This is a genomic window from Streptomyces sp. NBC_00878 (assembly GCF_026341515.1).
In the GTDB taxonomy this organism is placed as follows: domain Bacteria; phylum Actinomycetota; class Actinomycetes; order Streptomycetales; family Streptomycetaceae; genus Streptomyces.
The window spans coordinates 8,482,695-8,499,398 of the sequence record NZ_JAPEOK010000001.1 but is presented as its reverse complement, the minus strand read 5'-3'; the positions used below and the strand labels follow the sequence as shown (position 1 = coordinate 8,499,398).

Genomic DNA, 16,704 nt, shown 5'->3' with positions numbered 1-16,704 from the left:
AAGCGTTCCTTGGCAAAACCACGTAGAAGTCGGCAATGGACGAGGGGTTCCGGGGGCCGCAGAGTGGTCCCATGGAGACCTTCGAGAGCCTCGTCCGTACCGAGTTCGCCCCGAGGAGCACCTATCTCAACACCGCGAGCACCGGGCTGCTCCCGGCCCGCGCGGTCGACGCCATGCGGGTCGGCGTCGAGTCCGTGGCGGCCGGGCAGCCGCAGGACATGTTCGCCGACGTGGAGGCGGCCCGATCCGCCTTCGCCCGCCTCGTCGGAGTCCCGGACCGCCGTGTCGCGGCCGGGGCCTCCGTCGCCGTCTACAGCGGACTGATCGCCGCCTCGCTGCCGGAGGGCGCCGAAGTCCTCACCGCCGAGGCCGACTTCACCTCCGTGGTGAACCCCTTCCACGTACGCAGCGACCTCAAGGTGCGCACCGTGCCGCTGGAGCGGATCGCGGAGTCGGTGCGCCCCGGCACCGCGCTCGTCGCGGTCAGCGCCGCGCAGTCCGCGGACGGCCGGATCGCCGATCTGCCGGCGCTGCGCGAGGCCGCGCGTGAGCACGGGGCCCGTACGTACATCGACGCGTCCCAGGCCGCCGGATGGCTGCCGGTCGAGGCGGACGCGTACGACTATGTGTCCTCCGTCGCCTTCAAGTGGCTCGTCTGCCCGCGGGGCGTGGCTTTCCTGGTCGTTCCGGAGGACCTGGGAGGACTGAACCCGATCTTCGCGGGCTGGGTCGCGGGAGAGCACCCCTGGGACAGTTGCTACGGGCCGGTCGAGGAACTCGCCCACTCCGCACGGCGGTTCGACGAGAGCCCGAGCCTCTTCTCGTACGCGGGCGCCCGTCACTCGCTGGAGCTGATCGAGGAGTTGGGCGTGGACGCCGTACACGCCCACGACCTCGCCCTCGCCGACCGTTTCCGCGCCGGCCTGGCCGGCCTGGGGCAGGAGCCGGTTCCGGCGCCGGGCTCGGCGATCGTCTCCGTGCCCGGACTCGGCAAGAGGCAGCCGGAGTTGAGCCGGGCGGGGATCGAGGTCTCCGACCGCGCGGGCAACTTGAGGGCCGCGTTCCACCTGTACAACACGGCCGCGGATGTCGATCGGCTGCTGGACGTCCTGTCGGGCTGATGGCGAGACCCACTGGCGCGGGGTCCGCGGGGACGCTAGGAAGGGCATCAGAGGTGGTGGTGCCGGTGGAGCCAACTCTCCACAAGTCCGAGCGGCCGCCCGCGGACGCGGAGCTGCGTCGGCGGCTGGTGTACGGCGACGAGTCCGCGCTGTCCGAGGCGTACGAGGCGTACGGCGGGCTCGTGCGGCGGATCGCCGTGCGGGTGACGAACAGCCCCGCGGCGGCCGAGGACGTGGCGCAGGAGGTCTTCGCCCAGCTGTGGAGCAGGCCGTACGCGTTCGACGCGCGCCGGGGTTCGCTGCGCACCTGGCTGTCGGTGCTCGCGCACCGGCGGGCCGTGGACTGGGTGCGCAGCGAGGCCCGGCACCGCAAGGCTTCCGGGGCGGACGACTCCGCGCTGCACGCCATCCCCGACTCGGGGCCCGGTCCCGACGAGGCGGTCGTCGACCGCGAGCGCTCACTGCTGCTGCACTCGGCGCTGGCCGATCTCCCGCAGCAGCAGCGGGAGGTGGTCCACCTCGCCTACTTCGCGGGCCGCACCTACCGCCAGGCAGCCGTCGAACTCGGCATCCCGGAGGGCACCGCCAAGACCCGCCTGCGGTCCGCTCTGCGCAAGTTGGCCGAGACTTTGGCCGAGCCACCGGATCCGGCGTGGGAAAGGGGCGCATGATGGCGACAGGGGAAGGGGGCATCCGGTGACCGACGACCACGACGGTGTGCCCGAGCTGCTGGCCGCCTGGGCCTTCGGCGCGCTGCAGCCCGCGGACGAGAAGACGGTGTCGGCCCATCTGGCCGGCTGCGAGAGCTGCGCGGCGGAGGCGGAACAGCTCCGCGAGACCGTACGTCTGCTTGACGTGCCGCCGGGAGCGGCCTCGGCCAAAGCCTCGGGCGCGGCATCACCGGCCGCGCGCGGCGGTTCCACGGCGGTCTCGCAGAACGGTTCGGCTGCCGCCGGGGCCATGGGCGACGGTTCCGCGGGGACGTCCGTCGGCGGCGGTTCCACGGGGGCGGACGGTGTGCTCGCCGCCGGGGCGGACAGTGTGCTCGCCCTCGCGCTGCGGGCCCGGCCCGCCGTGCCGCGCGTCGCCGCGCACGCGGTCCCGTACGCCGCCGCCGTCGCCGGACTGCGTGCGCTGCTGCGGGAGGTGGCGGACGGGCACGGGCCGTGGGGCACGCCCGTCGTGCACGACTGGGACGTCCGCGACACCGTCGGCCATCTGATCGCCGCCGACGAGCAACTGGCCGTGCGCCTGGGCCTTGCCACGCACACGCCGCCCTCACGGATCGCCGAGGACACACCGTGGGAGGAGGCGTGGAACACGCGGACCGCCGACGTCATCGCGTACGAGCGGACGCGCGACCCCGAGGAGACGGTGGCCGCCTGGTCCGCGCGGGCCGCCGCGCTGCTGGCCACGCCCGAGGCCCGGGACCCCGAACGGGCCGCGCACGCCACGACGTTGATGGGCGTACGGCTGCCGGTCGCCGACCACTTCGTGGTGCGCGGTTTCGAGGCGTGGATCCACACGGACGACATCGGCCGCGCGCTCGGTATCACCGTGCCGCCGCCCCCCGACGCCCATCTGTGGCAGCTGGTCCGGCTCGCCGTCCGCATACTCGGCATGGCGCTGGGGCCGACGGCACCGCCGGTGCTGTTCGCGGTGACCGGCGGCGCGGGCGACACCGAGTGGGTGCTCGGCTCCGAGGACGAGGCGGTCCGGGGCGAACTCGTCCTGGACGCCGTGGACTTCTGCCTGCTCGTGGGCGGCCGGTACACGCCCGACGAGGTGCCGAGGGGCACGGCGGGCGACGAGGACGCCGTACGCAACGTACTGGAGCGGGCGGCGGCCCTGTCCTGGCTCTAGGTCGTGCCCTCTGACTCCGTGCAGAGGTTCGCCTCGACCCGGGAGAGGAGAGCGACGAGCTGGGTGCGCTCGGCCGGGCTCAGGCCCGCGAGGGTGTGCTCCTCCAGGCCCGCCCAGGCGCGTGTGATCTCGTCGAGCAGTCCGCAGCTCTGCTCGGTCGCCTCGACGAGCACCGCGCGCCGGTCCTTCGGGTCCGTGCTGCGGGTCACGTGCCCGGCCTGCTCAAGGCGCTGGAGCATCTTCGTGACCGTGGACGGATCGAGCTCGACCGCTTTGATGAGGTCCGACTGACGCACCGGGCCCTGGTCCCACAGGTGCATCATCACGAACTCCTGGCCGGGGTAGAGCCCCGACCCGCGCAGCAGTCTGCCCGCGGTGGTGCGGTGCAGCCGGGCGACGCGGGAGATGGCGTGACTGACCGGGCCGCCGCGCGCGGCGGAGGGCAGCTTGTCGGTACAGGCGGGGTCGGCCTGCGCGGCCGCGACCTCCTGGGTGGCGCTCATCTCGACTCCCGGTTCCTGCGAACGTTGCGTCCAGCCTACGTCCCATCGGCTCGTCGGCCTGCTCGCACCGAAATTATCTTGGTCGGCCAAGGAATGGTTCACGGTGGCCCCCTGTTCAGATGATTGGCCGACCACATATTTCGTTTCCGGGAGCCTTCTGTGACCACCGCCCACGACCCGATCGATCTGTCCGGCACCCCCCTCGCGAACCGCATCGCCATGGCGCCCATGACCCGCAGCAGGGCGGGCGAGGGAGGACTCCCCACCGACCTCACCGCCGAGTACTACGCCCAGCGCGCCTCCGCGGGGCTGATCATCACCGAGGGCATCCAGCCGTCCGCGACCGGCCAGGGCTACCCGGACACCCCGGGCCTGCACAGCGCCGAGCAGATCGCCGCCTGGCGGAAGGTGACCGACGCCGTGCACGCCGCCGGCGGCCGGATCTTCGCGCAGCTCATGCACGCGGGCCGGATCGGCCACCCCACGCTGCTGCCCGACGGACTCGTCAACGTCGGCGCGTCACCCGTACCGGCCCAGGGGCAGGTCTACACGCACGAGGGCCCCCTCGACTTCGTCACCCCGCGCGAGCTCACGGGTGACGAGGTCCGCGCCACCGTGGGCGAGTTCGTGACCGCCGCGCGGGGAGCCGTCGAGGCGGGCTTCGACGGTGTCGAACTGCACGGCGCCAACGGCTACTTGATCCACCAGTTCCTCGCCCCCGGCTCCAACCACCGCACCGACGAGTGGGGCGGCTCCGTCGAGAACCACATCCGGTTCGCCGTCGAGACCGCCAAGGCCGTCGCCGCCGAGATCGGTGCCGCGCGCACCGCGATCCGGATCTCGCCAGGCAACCCGTACAACGACATCCACGAGCCCGAGCCGGAGGCGGTGTACACCGCGCTGGTGACCGCGCTGGAGCCGCTGGGTCTCGCGTATCTGCACGTCAACGAGGCGGTCGAGATCCGCGAGCTGACCCTCGCACTGCGCAAGCGGTTCAGCGGGGCCCTCGTCCTGAGTCCGGCCACCGAGGGGCCGACGGGGCCGGATTCCCTGACCCTCGTCGAGGACGGCGTCGCCGATCTCGTCGCGTACGGCCAGCTGTTCCTGGCCAACCCGGACCTGCCCGCCCGCCTCAGGGCCGGCGGCCCGTTCAACGAGCCCGACGGGTCCACGTTCTTCGGCGGGGACGCGAAGGGCTACACGGACTACCCGACGCTGTAAGGCAGTTGGCCCGGTGTCCGGCTCGTATCCCGTACGGGATACGAGCCGGACACCGGGCCGATCACTCGTGGGCGCGGGTCACTTCACCCGTGGGCGCGGGTCACTTCACCCGTGGGCGCGGGTCACTTCACCGGAGTGAAGTCCCTCGCGCCGATGAACTCGGGCCGGCGTACCGGTGCCGCGAACGGCTCCACCGCCGCGTTCTCCACGCTGTTGAACACGATGAAGACGTTCGACCTCGGGAAGGGCGTGATGTTGTCGCCCGAGCCGTGCATGCAGTTGCAGTCGAACCAGGTCGCCGAACCGGCCTTGCCCGTGAAGAGCTTGATGCCGTGCTTGGACGCGAACTTGGTGAGCGCCTCGTCGGAGGGCGTGCCCGCGTCCTGCATCTGCAGGGACTTCTTGTAGTTGTCCTTCGGTGTGGCTCCTGAACAGCCGAGGAACGTGTGGTGCGATCCCGGCATGATCATGAGGCCGCCGTTGGTGTCGTGGTTCTCCGTCAGCGCGATGGAGACGGACACGGTCCGCATGTTCGGCAGGCCGTCCTCGGCGTGCCAGGTCTCGAAGTCCGAGTGCCAGTAGAAGCCGCTCGCACCGAAACCGGGCTTGACGTTGATCCGCGACTGGTGGACGTACACGTCGGAGCCGAGGATCTGCCGGGCACGGCCGACCACGCGCTCGTCGCGTACGAGCTGGGCGAAGATCTCGCTGATCCGGTGCACCTCGAAGACCGAGCGGATCTCCTGGGACTTCGGCTCGACGATCGAGCGCTCGTCGGCGCGGATCGCCGGGTCGGCGATCAGGCGTTCCAGCTCGGCGTGGTAGAGCGCGACCTCGTCGTCGCCGATGAGCTGCTCGACGGCGAGAAAACCGTCCCGCTCGTACGACTCCAGACCGGCCGCCGGGATCGGCCCCGGCGTGCCGGGCGTGCTCCACACGACCGGGTCCTGCCGGGGCACGGACACCTCGCTGGCTCCGCGACTGGGATACAGGTCGGCGATGGTGGTCATCGTGTTCAGGCCTCCTCGGGTTCGGTCAGCAGGGGGTAGACGCCGTTCTCGTCGTGGTCCTCCCGTCCGGTCACCGGCGGATTGAAGACACAGACACAGCGGAAGTCCTCCTTGATCCGCATCGTGTGCCGCTCGTGCCCGTCGAGGAGGTACATGGTTCCCGGCGTGATCGTGTACTTCTCGCCGGTCTCGTCGTCGGTGAGTTCCGCCTCGCCCTCGACGCAGACGACGGCCTCGATGTGGTTCGCGTACCACATCGACGTCTCGGTACCCGCGTACAGGATCGTCTCGTGCAGGGAGAAGCCGACCTTCTCCTTGGCGAGGACGATGCGTTTGCTCTCCCAGGTGCCCGACGCGGACTTGACGTGCCGGTCGGTGCCTTCGAGGTCCTTGAACGAACGGACTATCACGGTGCTGCGAAGCCTCCTTCAGGCCGATGAGCGGCTGGTGCGGTTACCGCAGTTGGTGTGGTTGCTGCACTGCAGTTGGTGTGGTTCAGGCCGTCTCGCGGACGGCGCGGGCGAGGGTGCGCAGGCCCTCGTCCATTTCCTCGGGCGTGATGGTGAGCGCCGGGAGGAGTTTGACGACCTCGCTCTCCGGGCCCGACGTCTCGATGAGCAGGCCGAGTTCGAAGGCCCGCCGGGCGATCCGGCCCGCGCGCGCCTTGTCGTGGAACTCCATGCCCCAGACCAGGCCCCGGCCGCGGTACTCCTTGACGTCGGCGAAGTTCTCCTCGGTGATCGAGATGAACGCCTCCTCGACCTGCTCGCCGCGGGTGCGGGTCTGCTTCTCCATGGCGGGCCCGTCGGACCAGTACGTCTCCAGGGTGGCGGCTGCCGTCACGAAGGCGGGGTTGTTGCCGCGGAACGTGCCGTTGTGCTCGCCCGGCTCCCAGATGTCCAGCTCGGGCTTGAACAGGCACAGGGCCATGGGCAGTCCGTAGCCGCTGATGGACTTGGAGACGGTGACGATGTCGGGGGTGATGCCCGCCTCCTCGAAGGAGAAGAACGCCCCGGTCCGGCCGCAGCCCATCTGGATGTCGTCGACGATCAGCAGCATGTCCTGGCGCTCGCACAGCTCGGCGAGGGCACGCAGCCACTCGGGGCGGGCGACGTTGATGCCGCCCTCGCCCTGCACGGTCTCGACGATCACGGCGGCGGGCTTGTTGAGCCCGGAACCCTGGTCCTCCAGCAGCCGCTCGAACCAGAGGAAGTCCGGGACCTTGCCCTCGAAGTAGTTGTCGAAGGGCATCGGCGTGCCGTGCACGAGCGGGATGCCGGCGCCGGCCCGCTTGAAGGCGTTGCCGGTCACGGCGAGCGAGCCGAGCGACATCCCGTGGAAGGCGTTGGTGAAGGAGACGATCGCCTCCCGCCCCTTGACCTTCCGGGCCAGCTTCAGCGCGGACTCGACGGCGTTGGTGCCGGTCGGACCCGGGAACATGACCTTGTACGGGAGGTCGCGGGGCCGCAGCACCAGGTTCTGGAACGACTCCAGGAAGCCGCGCTTCGCGGTCGTCGACATGTCGAGACCGTGGGTGACGCCGTCGCGCTCCAGATAGTCGATGAGGGCGCGTTTCAGTACGGGGTTGTTGTGGCCGTAGTTGAGTGATCCGGCGCCGGCGAAGAAGTCGAGGTACTCATGGCCGTCCTCGTCGAACATGCGGCTGCCCTGCGCGCGGTCGAAGACGGTGGGCCAGGCACGGCAGTAGCTGCGCACCTCCGACTCCAGGGTCTCGAAGACGCTCAGGTCGGGCTGGGTGATGGTCACGGTGTTGCTCCTCAGGGCGTGGGGGGTTCGTCAGTGCGTCAAGGGGCCGATGCGGTACAGCACTTCGGGGTCGTGCGGGCCGTCGGGAAACTGCCCCGTGTCGAACAGGACCTCGCGCTCGACGGTCGCTCCGTGACGTGCGGCGTACGAGGTGAACAGGCGCTCGGAGGCGGTGTTGCCCGGCGTGATCGTGGTCTCGACGGTGGTCAGTTCGTGAGCGCGGGTGATGCGCAGGGTCAGTCCGTCGAGGAGCGCCGCGGCGAGGCCGCGTCCGCGCTGTTCCGCGTCGACGGCCACCTGCCACACGAGGAGGGTGTGCGGGCGTTCTGGCCGGATGTAGCCGGTGACGAAGGCGACCGGCTCGCCGTCGGCCGTGCGCGCCACGGCGGAGGTGCCGGAGAAGTCACGGCACCACAGGAGGTAGCTGTAGGAGGAGTTCAGGTCGAGGGTTCCGGAGTCCTTGGCAATGCGCCAGAGCGCGGCTCCGTCGTCCACGTGCGGACGGTCGATCCGCAGCCCTTCCGGCATTTCCAGGAATTCCGCTTGCAGGTCTGCTTGTGCGGCGGTCATGCGGATTTAATTTACCCAGCGAAAGTTCAAATTGCATCGCCGTATGGGGTTACGCAAGCACACCCGATGTGTTATCACGCGGGCGCACGCGCCACGTGGGGCTCAAATTCGACCACCACTTTATCCGGAAAATTCCCAATGAACCGGACGCGATGTGCGTTGCGTCACAGATGCGTAATCGCCACGAGATCCGCCCGAATTACGAGGATGGTGTTCGCGAAATCTTAGCGTTTAGGTCCGGCGAAAGCGGGCAGAAGAATACGGGAAGCTGCACTGAATAAGGGACCGGAATACCGCCTGTGAATAGGCCCGGATAAACTGGACCGGAATTCCCCGATCAACCCCCGCCCCGCTGGTCAGGCGCCTGTGACGCCGTCGATCCGCTCCCTGACGAGGTCCGCGTGGCCGTTGTGCCGCGCGTACTCCTCGATCATGTGGACAAGGATCCAGCGCAGGCTGACTTCGACCCCGGCCATCGGCTCCTCGACGATGCGCCCGGTGTCGTCCAGCGACCGCCCGGCGCACAGCTCCTGCCCCCGCTCGACCTCCCGGCGCCAGTCCGCGAGCGCTTCGTCGAGCCCTCGCTCCGGGTCGAGGGCGTACCCGCCGGCGCCGTCCTCGTACAGCGTCGGCACGTCGAGTCCGGCGAACACCGCCTGGAACCAGTTCCGCTCCACCTCGGCGAGGTGCTGCACCAGCCCGAGCAGCGTCAGCTCCGACGGCGCGGCGGACGCCAGCCGCACCTGGCCGTCGTCCAGCCCCGCGCACTTCATCTCCAGGGTGGCCCGATGGAACGCGAGCCAGCTCTCCAGCATGGGCCGTTCCGGTCCGGTCATGAGAGGGATGGGGCGGCCGTCCGGCAGGGTGGGGTGCGTGTCGGTGGTCATGCACGGCAGCATGACACCGGGCGTCCACGGACACGACCCCGGGGGACCGACGCTCAAGCGCCACCCGTCAGGTGCCGTCCCTCAAGTGCCGTCCCCCAAATGCCGTGTCTCAGGTGCCGTCCCTCAGGTCAGCCGGCCAGTCCGGGCGGAATTCGATGTGGTCGTACGTGACCACGCAGCCCTCGCCCATCGGGGACTGGGTCATGAAGCCGATCAGGGCCGCTCCGGTCTCCTTCTCGTCCGCCAGGGTGAAGAGGCGGACGAAGGTCCAGCGCTTGCCGTCCCGCGAGGCGTGGAAGGCGAAGGCGCGGCCGGTGCGGCTGATCCTCAGCCAGACCGAACTACCTTCCACCGTGAAGGAGTTGGCGTCGTCGGAGTGGCCCCGGGTGACGACCGTGCAGACGGTGGGCACGTCCGGCGAGTTCTCCAGGCAGAGCTTGGCCCAGGCCCGCTCGCCCACATGCACGTACAGCACACCCGCGTCGAAGGCCCCGGCGAAACCGACCGTGACCCGGGCGATGAGCTGGAAGTCCCCCTCCGGCGACCCCAGCAGCCGGGGGGCGTCGGACGCGGGGTCCAGTCCCTCGTCGGTAGGCGGCACGAACCGGTCCTGCCGTGCACCCGCCCACCCGGTGAGCACCCCGTCCTCGTACGACCAGTGCCCATCGGGCCCGTACGTCCGGAGAGAAAAGGGAAGTTCAGGAAGTTCCAGGTCCATTGAGAGATTGTCCCAGGTCGTACGGTCGGTTGCGATGGGCGCGCCTTCAAAGGGGCGCGCCCCTTTCAGGGGCGCGGGGCTGTGCCGATTTGCGGCTCCGCCGCGTGGGCGCGATCAGCCACAGCGGGCCTGCGGCCGTCAGACGACCGCAGGCCCAACGGCGCACCAACGAAACGGCGCCCCCAGCGGAGCGCTACCGCTCCAGACGCCCGTCATACCGCCGAGGCAACCCCAGCGGATTGTCGTCGCGGAGCTCCGCCGGCAGCAGCGCCTCCGGCGTGTTCTGGTACGCCACCGGCCGCAGCCACCGCTCGATGGCCGTACCGCCGACCGACGTGGACGTGGAGGTGGTCGCCGGGTAGGGCCCCCCGTGGTGCTGCGCGGGCGCGACCGCGACACCGGTCGGCCACGCGTTGACCAGGACGCGACCCGCGAGCGGCGTCAGCTCGGCGAGGATCTCCGCACCGCGCCCCTCGCCGGCGGTCTCCTCCGCGGAGAGGTGGACCGTCGCGGTGAGGTTGCCGGGCAGCCGCGCGAGCACCGCGTTCGCCTCGGCCTCGTCCTCGTAGCGGGCGACCACGGTGACCGGCCCGAAGCACTCCTCAAGCAGCAGGTCGTACTCCCCCTCGGCGGCGATACGGGCGGCCGGAACCGTCAGGAACCCGGGGCTCACCGTGTGCTCGCTGCCCGCACCCGGGGTCACCGGGGCGTCCACGTCGGGGAGTTCGGCCCGCTCGGCGACCCCCGCGACGAAGTTGTCGCGCATGCGGTGGTCGAGGAGGACGCCCGCGTTCGTGTCGCTCACCGCGTCCGTCAGCGACTTGACCAGGCGGTCACCGGACGCGCCGGCCGGTGCCAGCACCAGGCCCGGCTTCACGCAGAACTGGCCGACGCCCAGCGTCATGGAGCCCGCCAGCCCCGTACCGATCGCCTCGGCGCGCTCGGCGGCCGCGGCCTCGGTGATGACGACGGGGTTCAGGGAACCCAGCTCGCCGTGGAAGGGGATCGGCACGGGCCGGGCGGCCGCCGCGTCGAAGAGGGCGCGTCCGCCGCGTACCGAACCGGTGAATCCGGCGGCCGTGACCAGCGGGTGCTTGACGAGTTCGACGCCCGCGTCGAAGCCGTGGACCAGGCCGAGGACGCCGTCGGGGATGTCGTGCTGGGCGGCGGCCCGGCGCAGCACGGCGGCGACCAGCTCGGACAGGCCCGGGTGGTCGGGGTGCGCCTTGACGACGACCGGGCAGCCCGCGGCGAGCGCACTCGCGGTGTCGCCGCCGGGGACCGAGAACGCGAACGGGAAGTTCGAGGCCGAGTAGACGGCGACGACGCCCAGCGGCACCTTGTACCGGCGCAGGTCCGGGATCGGCGGGGTCGCGGTGTCGTCGGGGTGGTTGATCACGACCCCGAGGAACTCGCCCTCGTCGACGATGTCCGCGAAGGCCCGCAGCTGGTAGCAGGTGCGGGCGAGCTCGCCGGTGAGCCGGACCGGGCCGAGCGCGGTCTCCGCGTCGGCGGCCTCGACCAGGTGGTCCTTGGCGCTTTCGAGCTGGTCGGCCGCGGAGCGCAGGAAGGCCGCGCGGACCGTGCGGTCGGCGAGTGCTCCCCGGGCGGCGTGGGCCGCGCGGACGGCCGCGTCCACCTCCTGGGCCGTGGCTTCGACCGCAACCTGCTCGCGCTGCTTCCCGGTTCGGGGGTCGACACTCCAGACTGGTGCTGCTGCCACCGCGGGTCCCTCCAGATGTAATGCCGCAGTACATGTGCCACTCACCAGCGGTGTTCGATATGCTGAACGCTGTCTCTGGTGGTGAATATGCTGTGGAGACTATTTCCCGGCGAACTAGGGGGTCAAGGCCGATGTCGGCAGGCGAGACGGGCGGCGGAGCACAGGTCAAGTCCGCGGTGCGCACGGTTGAATTGCTCGAATACTTCGCCGGGCGCCCCGGTATGCACTCCCTGGCCGCCGTGCAGGAAGCGGTGGGCTATCCCAAGTCGAGCCTCTACATGCTGCTGCGGACCCTCGTCGAGCTCGGCTGGGTCGAGACGGACGCGACGGGCACGCGGTACGGCATCGGCGTACGGGCGCTGCTCGTCGGTACGTCGTACATCGACGGTGACGAGGTCGTCGCGGCGGCGCGGCCGACGCTGGACCGGCTCTCCGACGACACGACGGAGACGATCCACCTGGCCCGTCTCGACGGCACGAACGTCGTCTACCTCGCGACCCGCCAGTCCCAGCACTACCTGCGCCCCTTCACGCGCGTGGGCCGCCGACTGCCCGCGCACTCCACGTCCCTCGGCAAGGCGCTGCTCGCCACGCACACCGACGAGCAGGTACGGAAGCTGCTCCCGGAGACGCTGCCCGCGCTGACCGAGCACACGATCACCGACCGGGAGAAGCTCATCGAGGAGCTGCGCCAGGTGCGGGAGCAGGGGTTCGCGGTGGACCGCGAGGAGAACACGCTCGGGCTGCGCTGCTTCGGCGTCGCGATCCCCTACCGGACGCCCGCGCGGGACGCGATCAGCTGCTCGGTGCCGGTGGCGCGGCTGACGCCCGCGCATGAGCAAATGGTGAAGGACGCGCTGTTCGACGCGCGGGACCGGCTGACCCTCGCCACCCGGAGGCTCTGACATGACTGACGTACCTGCCGAATCTGACGTATCTGACGTATCTGACGTGGAGGTCGTGCTCCGTGAGGTCCACGACAGCGATCTTCCGGTGTTCTTCCGGCAGATGATGGATCCCGAGTCGGTACGGATGGCCGCGTTCACCGCGAAGGACCCGACGGACCGGGACGCCTTCGACGCCCACTGGAAGCGGATCCGTAGCTTGTCCGACGTCGTCAACCGTACGGTCCTCGTCGACGGTGACGTGGTCGGCAGCGCGGCGGTGTACGGCCCACCGGACGAGCGCGAAGTGACGTACTGGATCGACCGGGCGTACTGGGGCCGGGGCATCGCCACGGGGGCATTGCGGGCGCTGCTCGATGCCGTGCCTGAGCGTCCGTTGTTCGCTCGGGCGGCCGCCGACAACGCGGGGTCGCTGCGCGTGCTGGAGAAGTGCGGGTTTCGCGTCTCCGAGCGGGACAGGGGGTTCGCGAATGCGCGGGGCGAGGAGATCGATGAGGTTGTGCTGACGCTGGAGGGGTGAGGGTGCGACGGTGGTTCGGTGGGGGCGCCGTTGAGGGGGTGGATCGTTGCCGGCTGCGGGTTGCACGTGGCTGGTCGCGCCCACGCGGCGGAGCCGGACGTCGTCCTCATGGACGTGCGCATGCCGGAGATCGACGGCATCCGTGCCACCGAGCAGATCCTGGCGACGCTTCCCGATCCCCCGCGCATCGTCGTGGTGACCACCTTCGAGAACGACGCGTACGTGTACGAGGCGCTGCGCGCCGGAGCGTCCGGGTTTCTGCTCAAGCGGGCCGACGCCGACGCACTGGTCCAGGCCGTGCGGCTGGTCGCGCACAGCGACAGCCTGCTGTTCCCGGCGGCGGTGCGGGCGCTCGCCACCGAGTACGGGCGGGCGAAGGCGGCACCGCCGGAGTGGGTGGCGAAGCTCACCGGACGGGAGCGCGAGGTCCTGCGGCTGATGGCCGCCGGGCTCACCAACGCCGAGATCGCGGGCCGCATCGGCGTCGGCCCCGCCACGGTGAAGACCCATGTGGCGGCCGTCCTGGCGAAGACGGAAACCCGGGACCGTACGCAGGCGGTGATCGCGGCGTACGAGGCTGGCTTCATGAAGGACACGGCCTCATGAAGGACACGGCTTCTTGAGGGGCCCGGCTTCTTGAGGGGCCCGGCTTCTTGAGGGGCCCGGCTTCTTGAGGGGCCCGGCTTCTTGAGGGGCCCGGCTTCATGAAGGGCGGATGAGAAATCCGGGTGGGTGGGAACGATCGGCTCCGTCCCGGTCGTCGTCCGTATGGGATGAACAAAACGATCAGGCGCGCCTCCGTCTTCACCCTGCTGCTCGTCCTCGCCCTGCTGGTCCGGGCGACCTGGGTGCAGTTCTACGAAGGCCAGGCGCTCGCGGAGAGCAAGAACAACCGACGGAACGTGATCGAGCAGTACGCGTACCCGCTCGGGAACATCATCGTGGCCGGCGACGCGATCACCGGTTCCACGCAGACGACAGGCGGCGACCTCAAGTACAAGCGGACGTACACCGACGGCAGTCTCTACGCGGCGGTCACGGGGTACAGCTCGCAGGTGTACGGGGCGACGCAGTTGGAGGGCATCTACCAGGAACTGCTCGACGGGACGGACAACCGGCTGAAGGGGCCCCTCGACACGGTCACCGGCGAGCGCGCAGGCCCGGGTGACGTGGTCACGACGATCGACCCGGACGTCCAGAAGGCCGCGTACGAGGCGCTCGGTGACAAGAAGGGCGCGGCCGTCGCGATCGACCCGAAGACCGGCAGGATCCTCGGCGTCGTGTCCACCCCGTCGTACGACCCCTCGGTGCTCAGCGCCGGCGATGCCGATGCCTGGAAGAAGTTGACCAAGGATCCGGAGAAGCCGATGACGAACCGGGCGCTGCGCCAGCCGCTGCCGCCGGGCTCGACGTTCAAGCTGGTCGTCGCGGCCGCCGCGCTGGAGGACGGGCTGTACTCCTCGGTGGACACGAGGACCGCCAGCCAGGACCCGTACACGCTGCCGGGCACGACCAGGGTCCTGGAGAACGAGAGCAAGTCCGCGCCCTGTGAGAACGCGTCGATCCGGGTCGCCCTCCAGTACTCGTGCAACAACGTCTTCGCGAAGATGGCCGTCGACCTGGGCCAGGACAAGCTGAAGGCGATGGCCGAGAAGTTCGGCTTCAACGACGAGACGCAGGACATGCCCGTGCGGGCGTACGAGAGCGTGTATCCGTCGGACATGGACCGGTCGTCCACCGCGCTGACGGGCATCGGCCAGTTCAACGTGACCGCGACGCCGTTGCAGATGGCCATGGTGTCTGCTGCCATCGCCAACGGCGGCAAGCTGGTCTCGCCGCACATGGTGTCGCAGATCAGTGACGCGGACGGCGATGTGCTGGAGAACTACGACGACTCGACGGACACGAAGGAGATCGTCAGCTCGTCCACGGCCGAGCAGTTGCAGTCGGCGATGCAGACGGTCGTCGAGGAGGGTACGGGGACGAACGCGCGGATCTCCGGGGCGACCGTGGGTGGCAAGACGGGTACGGCTCAGCACGGCGAGAACAACAGCCAGACGCCGTACGCGTGGTTCACGTCGTACGCGAAGGACGACTCCAGCGGGAAGGAAGTGGCTGTGGCCGTGGTGGTGGAGCAGTCGGATGCGGCGCGGTCGGAAGTCAGCGGGAATGGGTTGGCTGCGCCGGTTGCGAAAGCCATGATGCGGGCCGCGCTTCAGAACTGACGGCTCCGGTCGGTTCCGGTCGGTTCGTTGGCTGTCGGCCGGTGGGGGCTGGTCGCGCCCACGCGGCGGAGCCGCACAATGGCACAGCCCCGCGCCCCTGAAAGGCGGGGCTCCGCCCCTGCCTTTCATCTTTTAGGGGCGCGGGGAACTGCGCGACCAGCCACACACGGCCCGCGGGCGACCGATCACCCCCGGAAGGTGGTCACTTCACGCCCAGGATCTGTTCGATCGGGTCGATCGCGAAGTAGATCAGGAACAGCACCGACGCTCCCCACAGCAGCCAGTGGACCTCCTTCGCCTTGCCCAGGACCGTCTTGATCAGGACGTAGGCCAGGAAGCCCGCCCCGATGCCGTTGGTGATCGAGTAGGTGAAGGGCATCACGGCGATCGTCAGGAACGCCGGGATGGCGATCTCGTAGCGGTCCCAGTCGATGTGCTTGACCTGGGTCATCATCAGGAAGCCGACCGCGACGAGCGCGGGGGCCGCCGCCTGGAGCGGGACGATCGTCAGCAGCGGGGTCATGAACAGCGCGAGGGCGAAGAGCCCGCCGGTGACCAGGTTCGCGAAGCCCGTGCGCGCCCCCTCGCCGACGCCCGCCGCCGACTCGATGTACGAGGTCGAGGAGGAGGCCGAGGCCGCGCCGCCCGCGACCGCCGCGGCGCCGTCGATGAGCAGGACGCGGCCGAGGTTCGGGACCTTGCCCTCCTCGTCCAGGAGTCCGGCCTCGGCGCTGATGCCGACGACCGTGCCCATGGTGTCGAAGAAGTCCGACAGGATCAGCGTGAAGACCAGCAGCACGACGGTGATCACGCTTGCCTCACCGAAGGCGCCGAACAGGCTGAAGTCGCCGAGCAGTCCGAAGTCCGGCGAGGCCACGAAGTCGTCGGGGACCTTCGGCGTGGTCAGGCCCCAGCTCTTGATGTCCGCGATCTCGTTGATGATGATCGCGACGACCGTCATCGTCACGATGCTGATCAGGATCGCGCCCTTGACCTTGCGGGCGAGCAGCCCGATGGTCAGCAGCACGCCCAGGCAGAAGACGAGGACCGGCCAGCCGGCCAGCGCGCCGGTGCCGCCCAGCTGCACCGGGACCGTGGTGTTCGCCACGTCCGGGATCCGGGTGACGAACCCGGCGTCGACGAAGCCGATGAAGGCGATGAACAGGCCGATGCCGACGCTGATCGCCTGCTTGAGCGGCTGCGGTATCGCGTGCATGACGGCCTCGCGCAGACCCGTCACCACCAGGACGCAGATCAGCAGGCCCTCAAGGACGATCAGGCCCATCGCGTCGTCCCAGCTCATCAGCGGGGCGATCTGGAAGGCGACGACGGCGTTGAGGCCGAGACCGGCGGCGAGCGCGAGCGGCAGGTTGCCGCCGACACCCATGATGATCGTCATCACCGCGGCCACCAGCGCGGTGGCCGTGACCAGCTGGACGTTGTCGAGCTGATCGCCGAACTTGTCCTTGGCGCTGCCCAGGATGATGGGGTTCAGGACAAGGATGTAGGCCATCGTGAAGAACGTGGCGAAACCGCCGCGTACCTCACGGGCGAAGGTGGAACCCCTGGCGGAGATCTTGAAGAACCGGTCGACGCTGTTCGCCGGGGGTGGTCCGGCGCTCGGCCGATCGCCCACCTTCTGAGTTTCGGACATGGCGGTTACTCCTCGTT

17 protein-coding genes are annotated in these 16,704 nt (G+C 69.8%); 8 read left to right on the top strand and 9 right to left on the bottom strand.

The genetic code is table 11. The features are described from left to right. Positions 1 to 71 precede the first annotated feature (71 nt). From OHA11_RS36865 to OHA11_RS36855, 3 genes are read left to right on the top strand one after another with little or no spacing between them, the layout of a single operon-like run. A complete protein-coding gene (locus tag OHA11_RS36865) occupies positions 72 to 1,121 on the top strand; it encodes an aminotransferase class V-fold PLP-dependent enzyme (RefSeq protein WP_266503697.1) in 1,050 nt (349 codons plus the stop codon). Between the two features lie 53 nt (positions 1,122 to 1,174). Further along, a complete protein-coding gene (locus tag OHA11_RS36860) occupies positions 1,175 to 1,792 on the top strand; it encodes an RNA polymerase sigma factor (RefSeq protein ID WP_266503696.1) in 618 nt (205 codons plus the stop codon). A gap of 25 nt (positions 1,793 to 1,817) precedes the next feature. Next, entirely contained in the window at positions 1,818 to 2,984 is a 1,167-nt protein-coding gene (locus OHA11_RS36855) for a maleylpyruvate isomerase family mycothiol-dependent enzyme (protein ID WP_266503695.1), read from the top strand. Here the strand turns inward: OHA11_RS36855 and OHA11_RS36850 are convergent. After that, complete coding sequence (locus OHA11_RS36850) at positions 2,981 to 3,487, bottom strand: MarR family winged helix-turn-helix transcriptional regulator (RefSeq protein ID WP_266503693.1); 507 nt, start codon at positions 3,485 to 3,487, stop codon at positions 2,981 to 2,983. The two genes, OHA11_RS36855 and OHA11_RS36850, sit on opposite strands and share 4 nt — an antisense overlap. A 159-nt stretch (positions 3,488 to 3,646) precedes the next feature. Here OHA11_RS36850 and OHA11_RS36845 point away from each other — a divergent pair, with 159 nt between their 5' ends. Further along, positions 3,647 to 4,708: an alkene reductase gene (locus OHA11_RS36845; protein WP_266503692.1), complete on the top strand. Its 1,062-nt coding sequence runs from the start codon at positions 3,647 to 3,649 to the stop codon at positions 4,706 to 4,708. Between the two features lie 122 nt (positions 4,709 to 4,830). Here the strand turns inward: OHA11_RS36845 and thpD are convergent, their stop codons facing one another. The 7 genes from thpD to OHA11_RS36810 all read right to left on the bottom strand — a co-directional run bounded on the left by thpD (position 4,831) and on the right by OHA11_RS36810 (position 11,383). Next, positions 4,831 to 5,718 carry an ectoine hydroxylase gene (gene thpD, locus OHA11_RS36840; RefSeq protein ID WP_266503691.1) on the bottom strand — a complete coding sequence of 296 codons (888 nt, stop codon included), beginning with the start codon at positions 5,716 to 5,718 and terminating at the stop codon, positions 4,831 to 4,833. A gap of 5 nt (positions 5,719 to 5,723) precedes the next feature. Beyond that, positions 5,724 to 6,128, bottom strand: coding sequence for an ectoine synthase (locus OHA11_RS36835; protein ID WP_266503690.1), 405 nt, complete (start codon positions 6,126 to 6,128; stop codon positions 5,724 to 5,726). 85 nt (positions 6,129 to 6,213) lie between these two features. Continuing rightward, positions 6,214 to 7,485 carry a diaminobutyrate--2-oxoglutarate transaminase gene (gene ectB, locus OHA11_RS36830; RefSeq protein ID WP_266503688.1) on the bottom strand — a complete coding sequence of 424 codons (1,272 nt, stop codon included), beginning with the start codon at positions 7,483 to 7,485 and terminating at the stop codon, positions 6,214 to 6,216. 30 nt (positions 7,486 to 7,515) lie between these two features. Further along, positions 7,516 to 8,055 carry a diaminobutyrate acetyltransferase gene (ectA, locus tag OHA11_RS36825; protein ID WP_266503687.1) on the bottom strand — a complete coding sequence of 180 codons (540 nt, stop codon included), beginning with the start codon at positions 8,053 to 8,055 and terminating at the stop codon, positions 7,516 to 7,518. A gap of 356 nt (positions 8,056 to 8,411) precedes the next feature. After that, on the bottom strand, positions 8,412 to 8,942 hold the full coding sequence (locus OHA11_RS36820; protein ID WP_266503686.1) for a DinB family protein: 531 nt from the start codon (positions 8,940 to 8,942) through the stop codon (positions 8,412 to 8,414). A gap of 109 nt (positions 8,943 to 9,051) precedes the next feature. Next, positions 9,052 to 9,660 carry a DUF1349 domain-containing protein gene (locus OHA11_RS36815; protein ID WP_266503684.1) on the bottom strand — a complete coding sequence of 203 codons (609 nt, stop codon included), beginning with the start codon at positions 9,658 to 9,660 and terminating at the stop codon, positions 9,052 to 9,054. Between the two features lie 193 nt (positions 9,661 to 9,853). Further along, positions 9,854 to 11,383 (bottom strand): aldehyde dehydrogenase (NADP(+)), encoded by a 1,530-nt coding sequence (locus tag OHA11_RS36810; protein WP_266503679.1) that lies wholly within the window; start codon positions 11,381 to 11,383, stop codon positions 9,854 to 9,856. Between the two features lie 131 nt (positions 11,384 to 11,514). On the opposite strand from OHA11_RS36810, the gene OHA11_RS36805 reads away from it, so the two are divergent. From OHA11_RS36805 to OHA11_RS36790, 4 genes are all read left to right on the top strand, one after another. Further along, positions 11,515 to 12,288, top strand: a complete 774-nt coding sequence (locus OHA11_RS36805; RefSeq protein ID WP_266503678.1) for an IclR family transcriptional regulator — start codon at positions 11,515 to 11,517, stop codon at positions 12,286 to 12,288. Positions 12,289 to 12,334: 46 nt separating this feature from the next. Next, complete coding sequence (locus OHA11_RS36800) at positions 12,335 to 12,808, top strand: GNAT family N-acetyltransferase (protein WP_266507699.1); 474 nt, start codon at positions 12,335 to 12,337, stop codon at positions 12,806 to 12,808. A 66-nt stretch (positions 12,809 to 12,874) separates the two neighbouring features. Beyond that, the gene (locus tag OHA11_RS36795) at positions 12,875 to 13,414 is read left to right on the top strand and encodes a response regulator transcription factor (RefSeq protein WP_266503677.1); all 540 of its coding nucleotides are present in this window, start codon (positions 12,875 to 12,877) and stop codon (positions 13,412 to 13,414) included. Between the two features lie 167 nt (positions 13,415 to 13,581). Further along, positions 13,582 to 15,033, top strand: coding sequence for a penicillin-binding protein 2 (locus OHA11_RS36790; protein ID WP_266503675.1), 1,452 nt, complete (start codon positions 13,582 to 13,584; stop codon positions 15,031 to 15,033). Between the two features lie 202 nt (positions 15,034 to 15,235). Here OHA11_RS36790 and OHA11_RS36785 read toward each other — a convergent pair whose 3' ends face one another. Next, the gene (locus tag OHA11_RS36785) at positions 15,236 to 16,687 is read right to left on the bottom strand and encodes an NCS2 family permease (RefSeq protein ID WP_266503674.1); all 1,452 of its coding nucleotides are present in this window, start codon (positions 16,685 to 16,687) and stop codon (positions 15,236 to 15,238) included. Between the last annotated feature and the right edge of the window lie 17 nt (positions 16,688 to 16,704).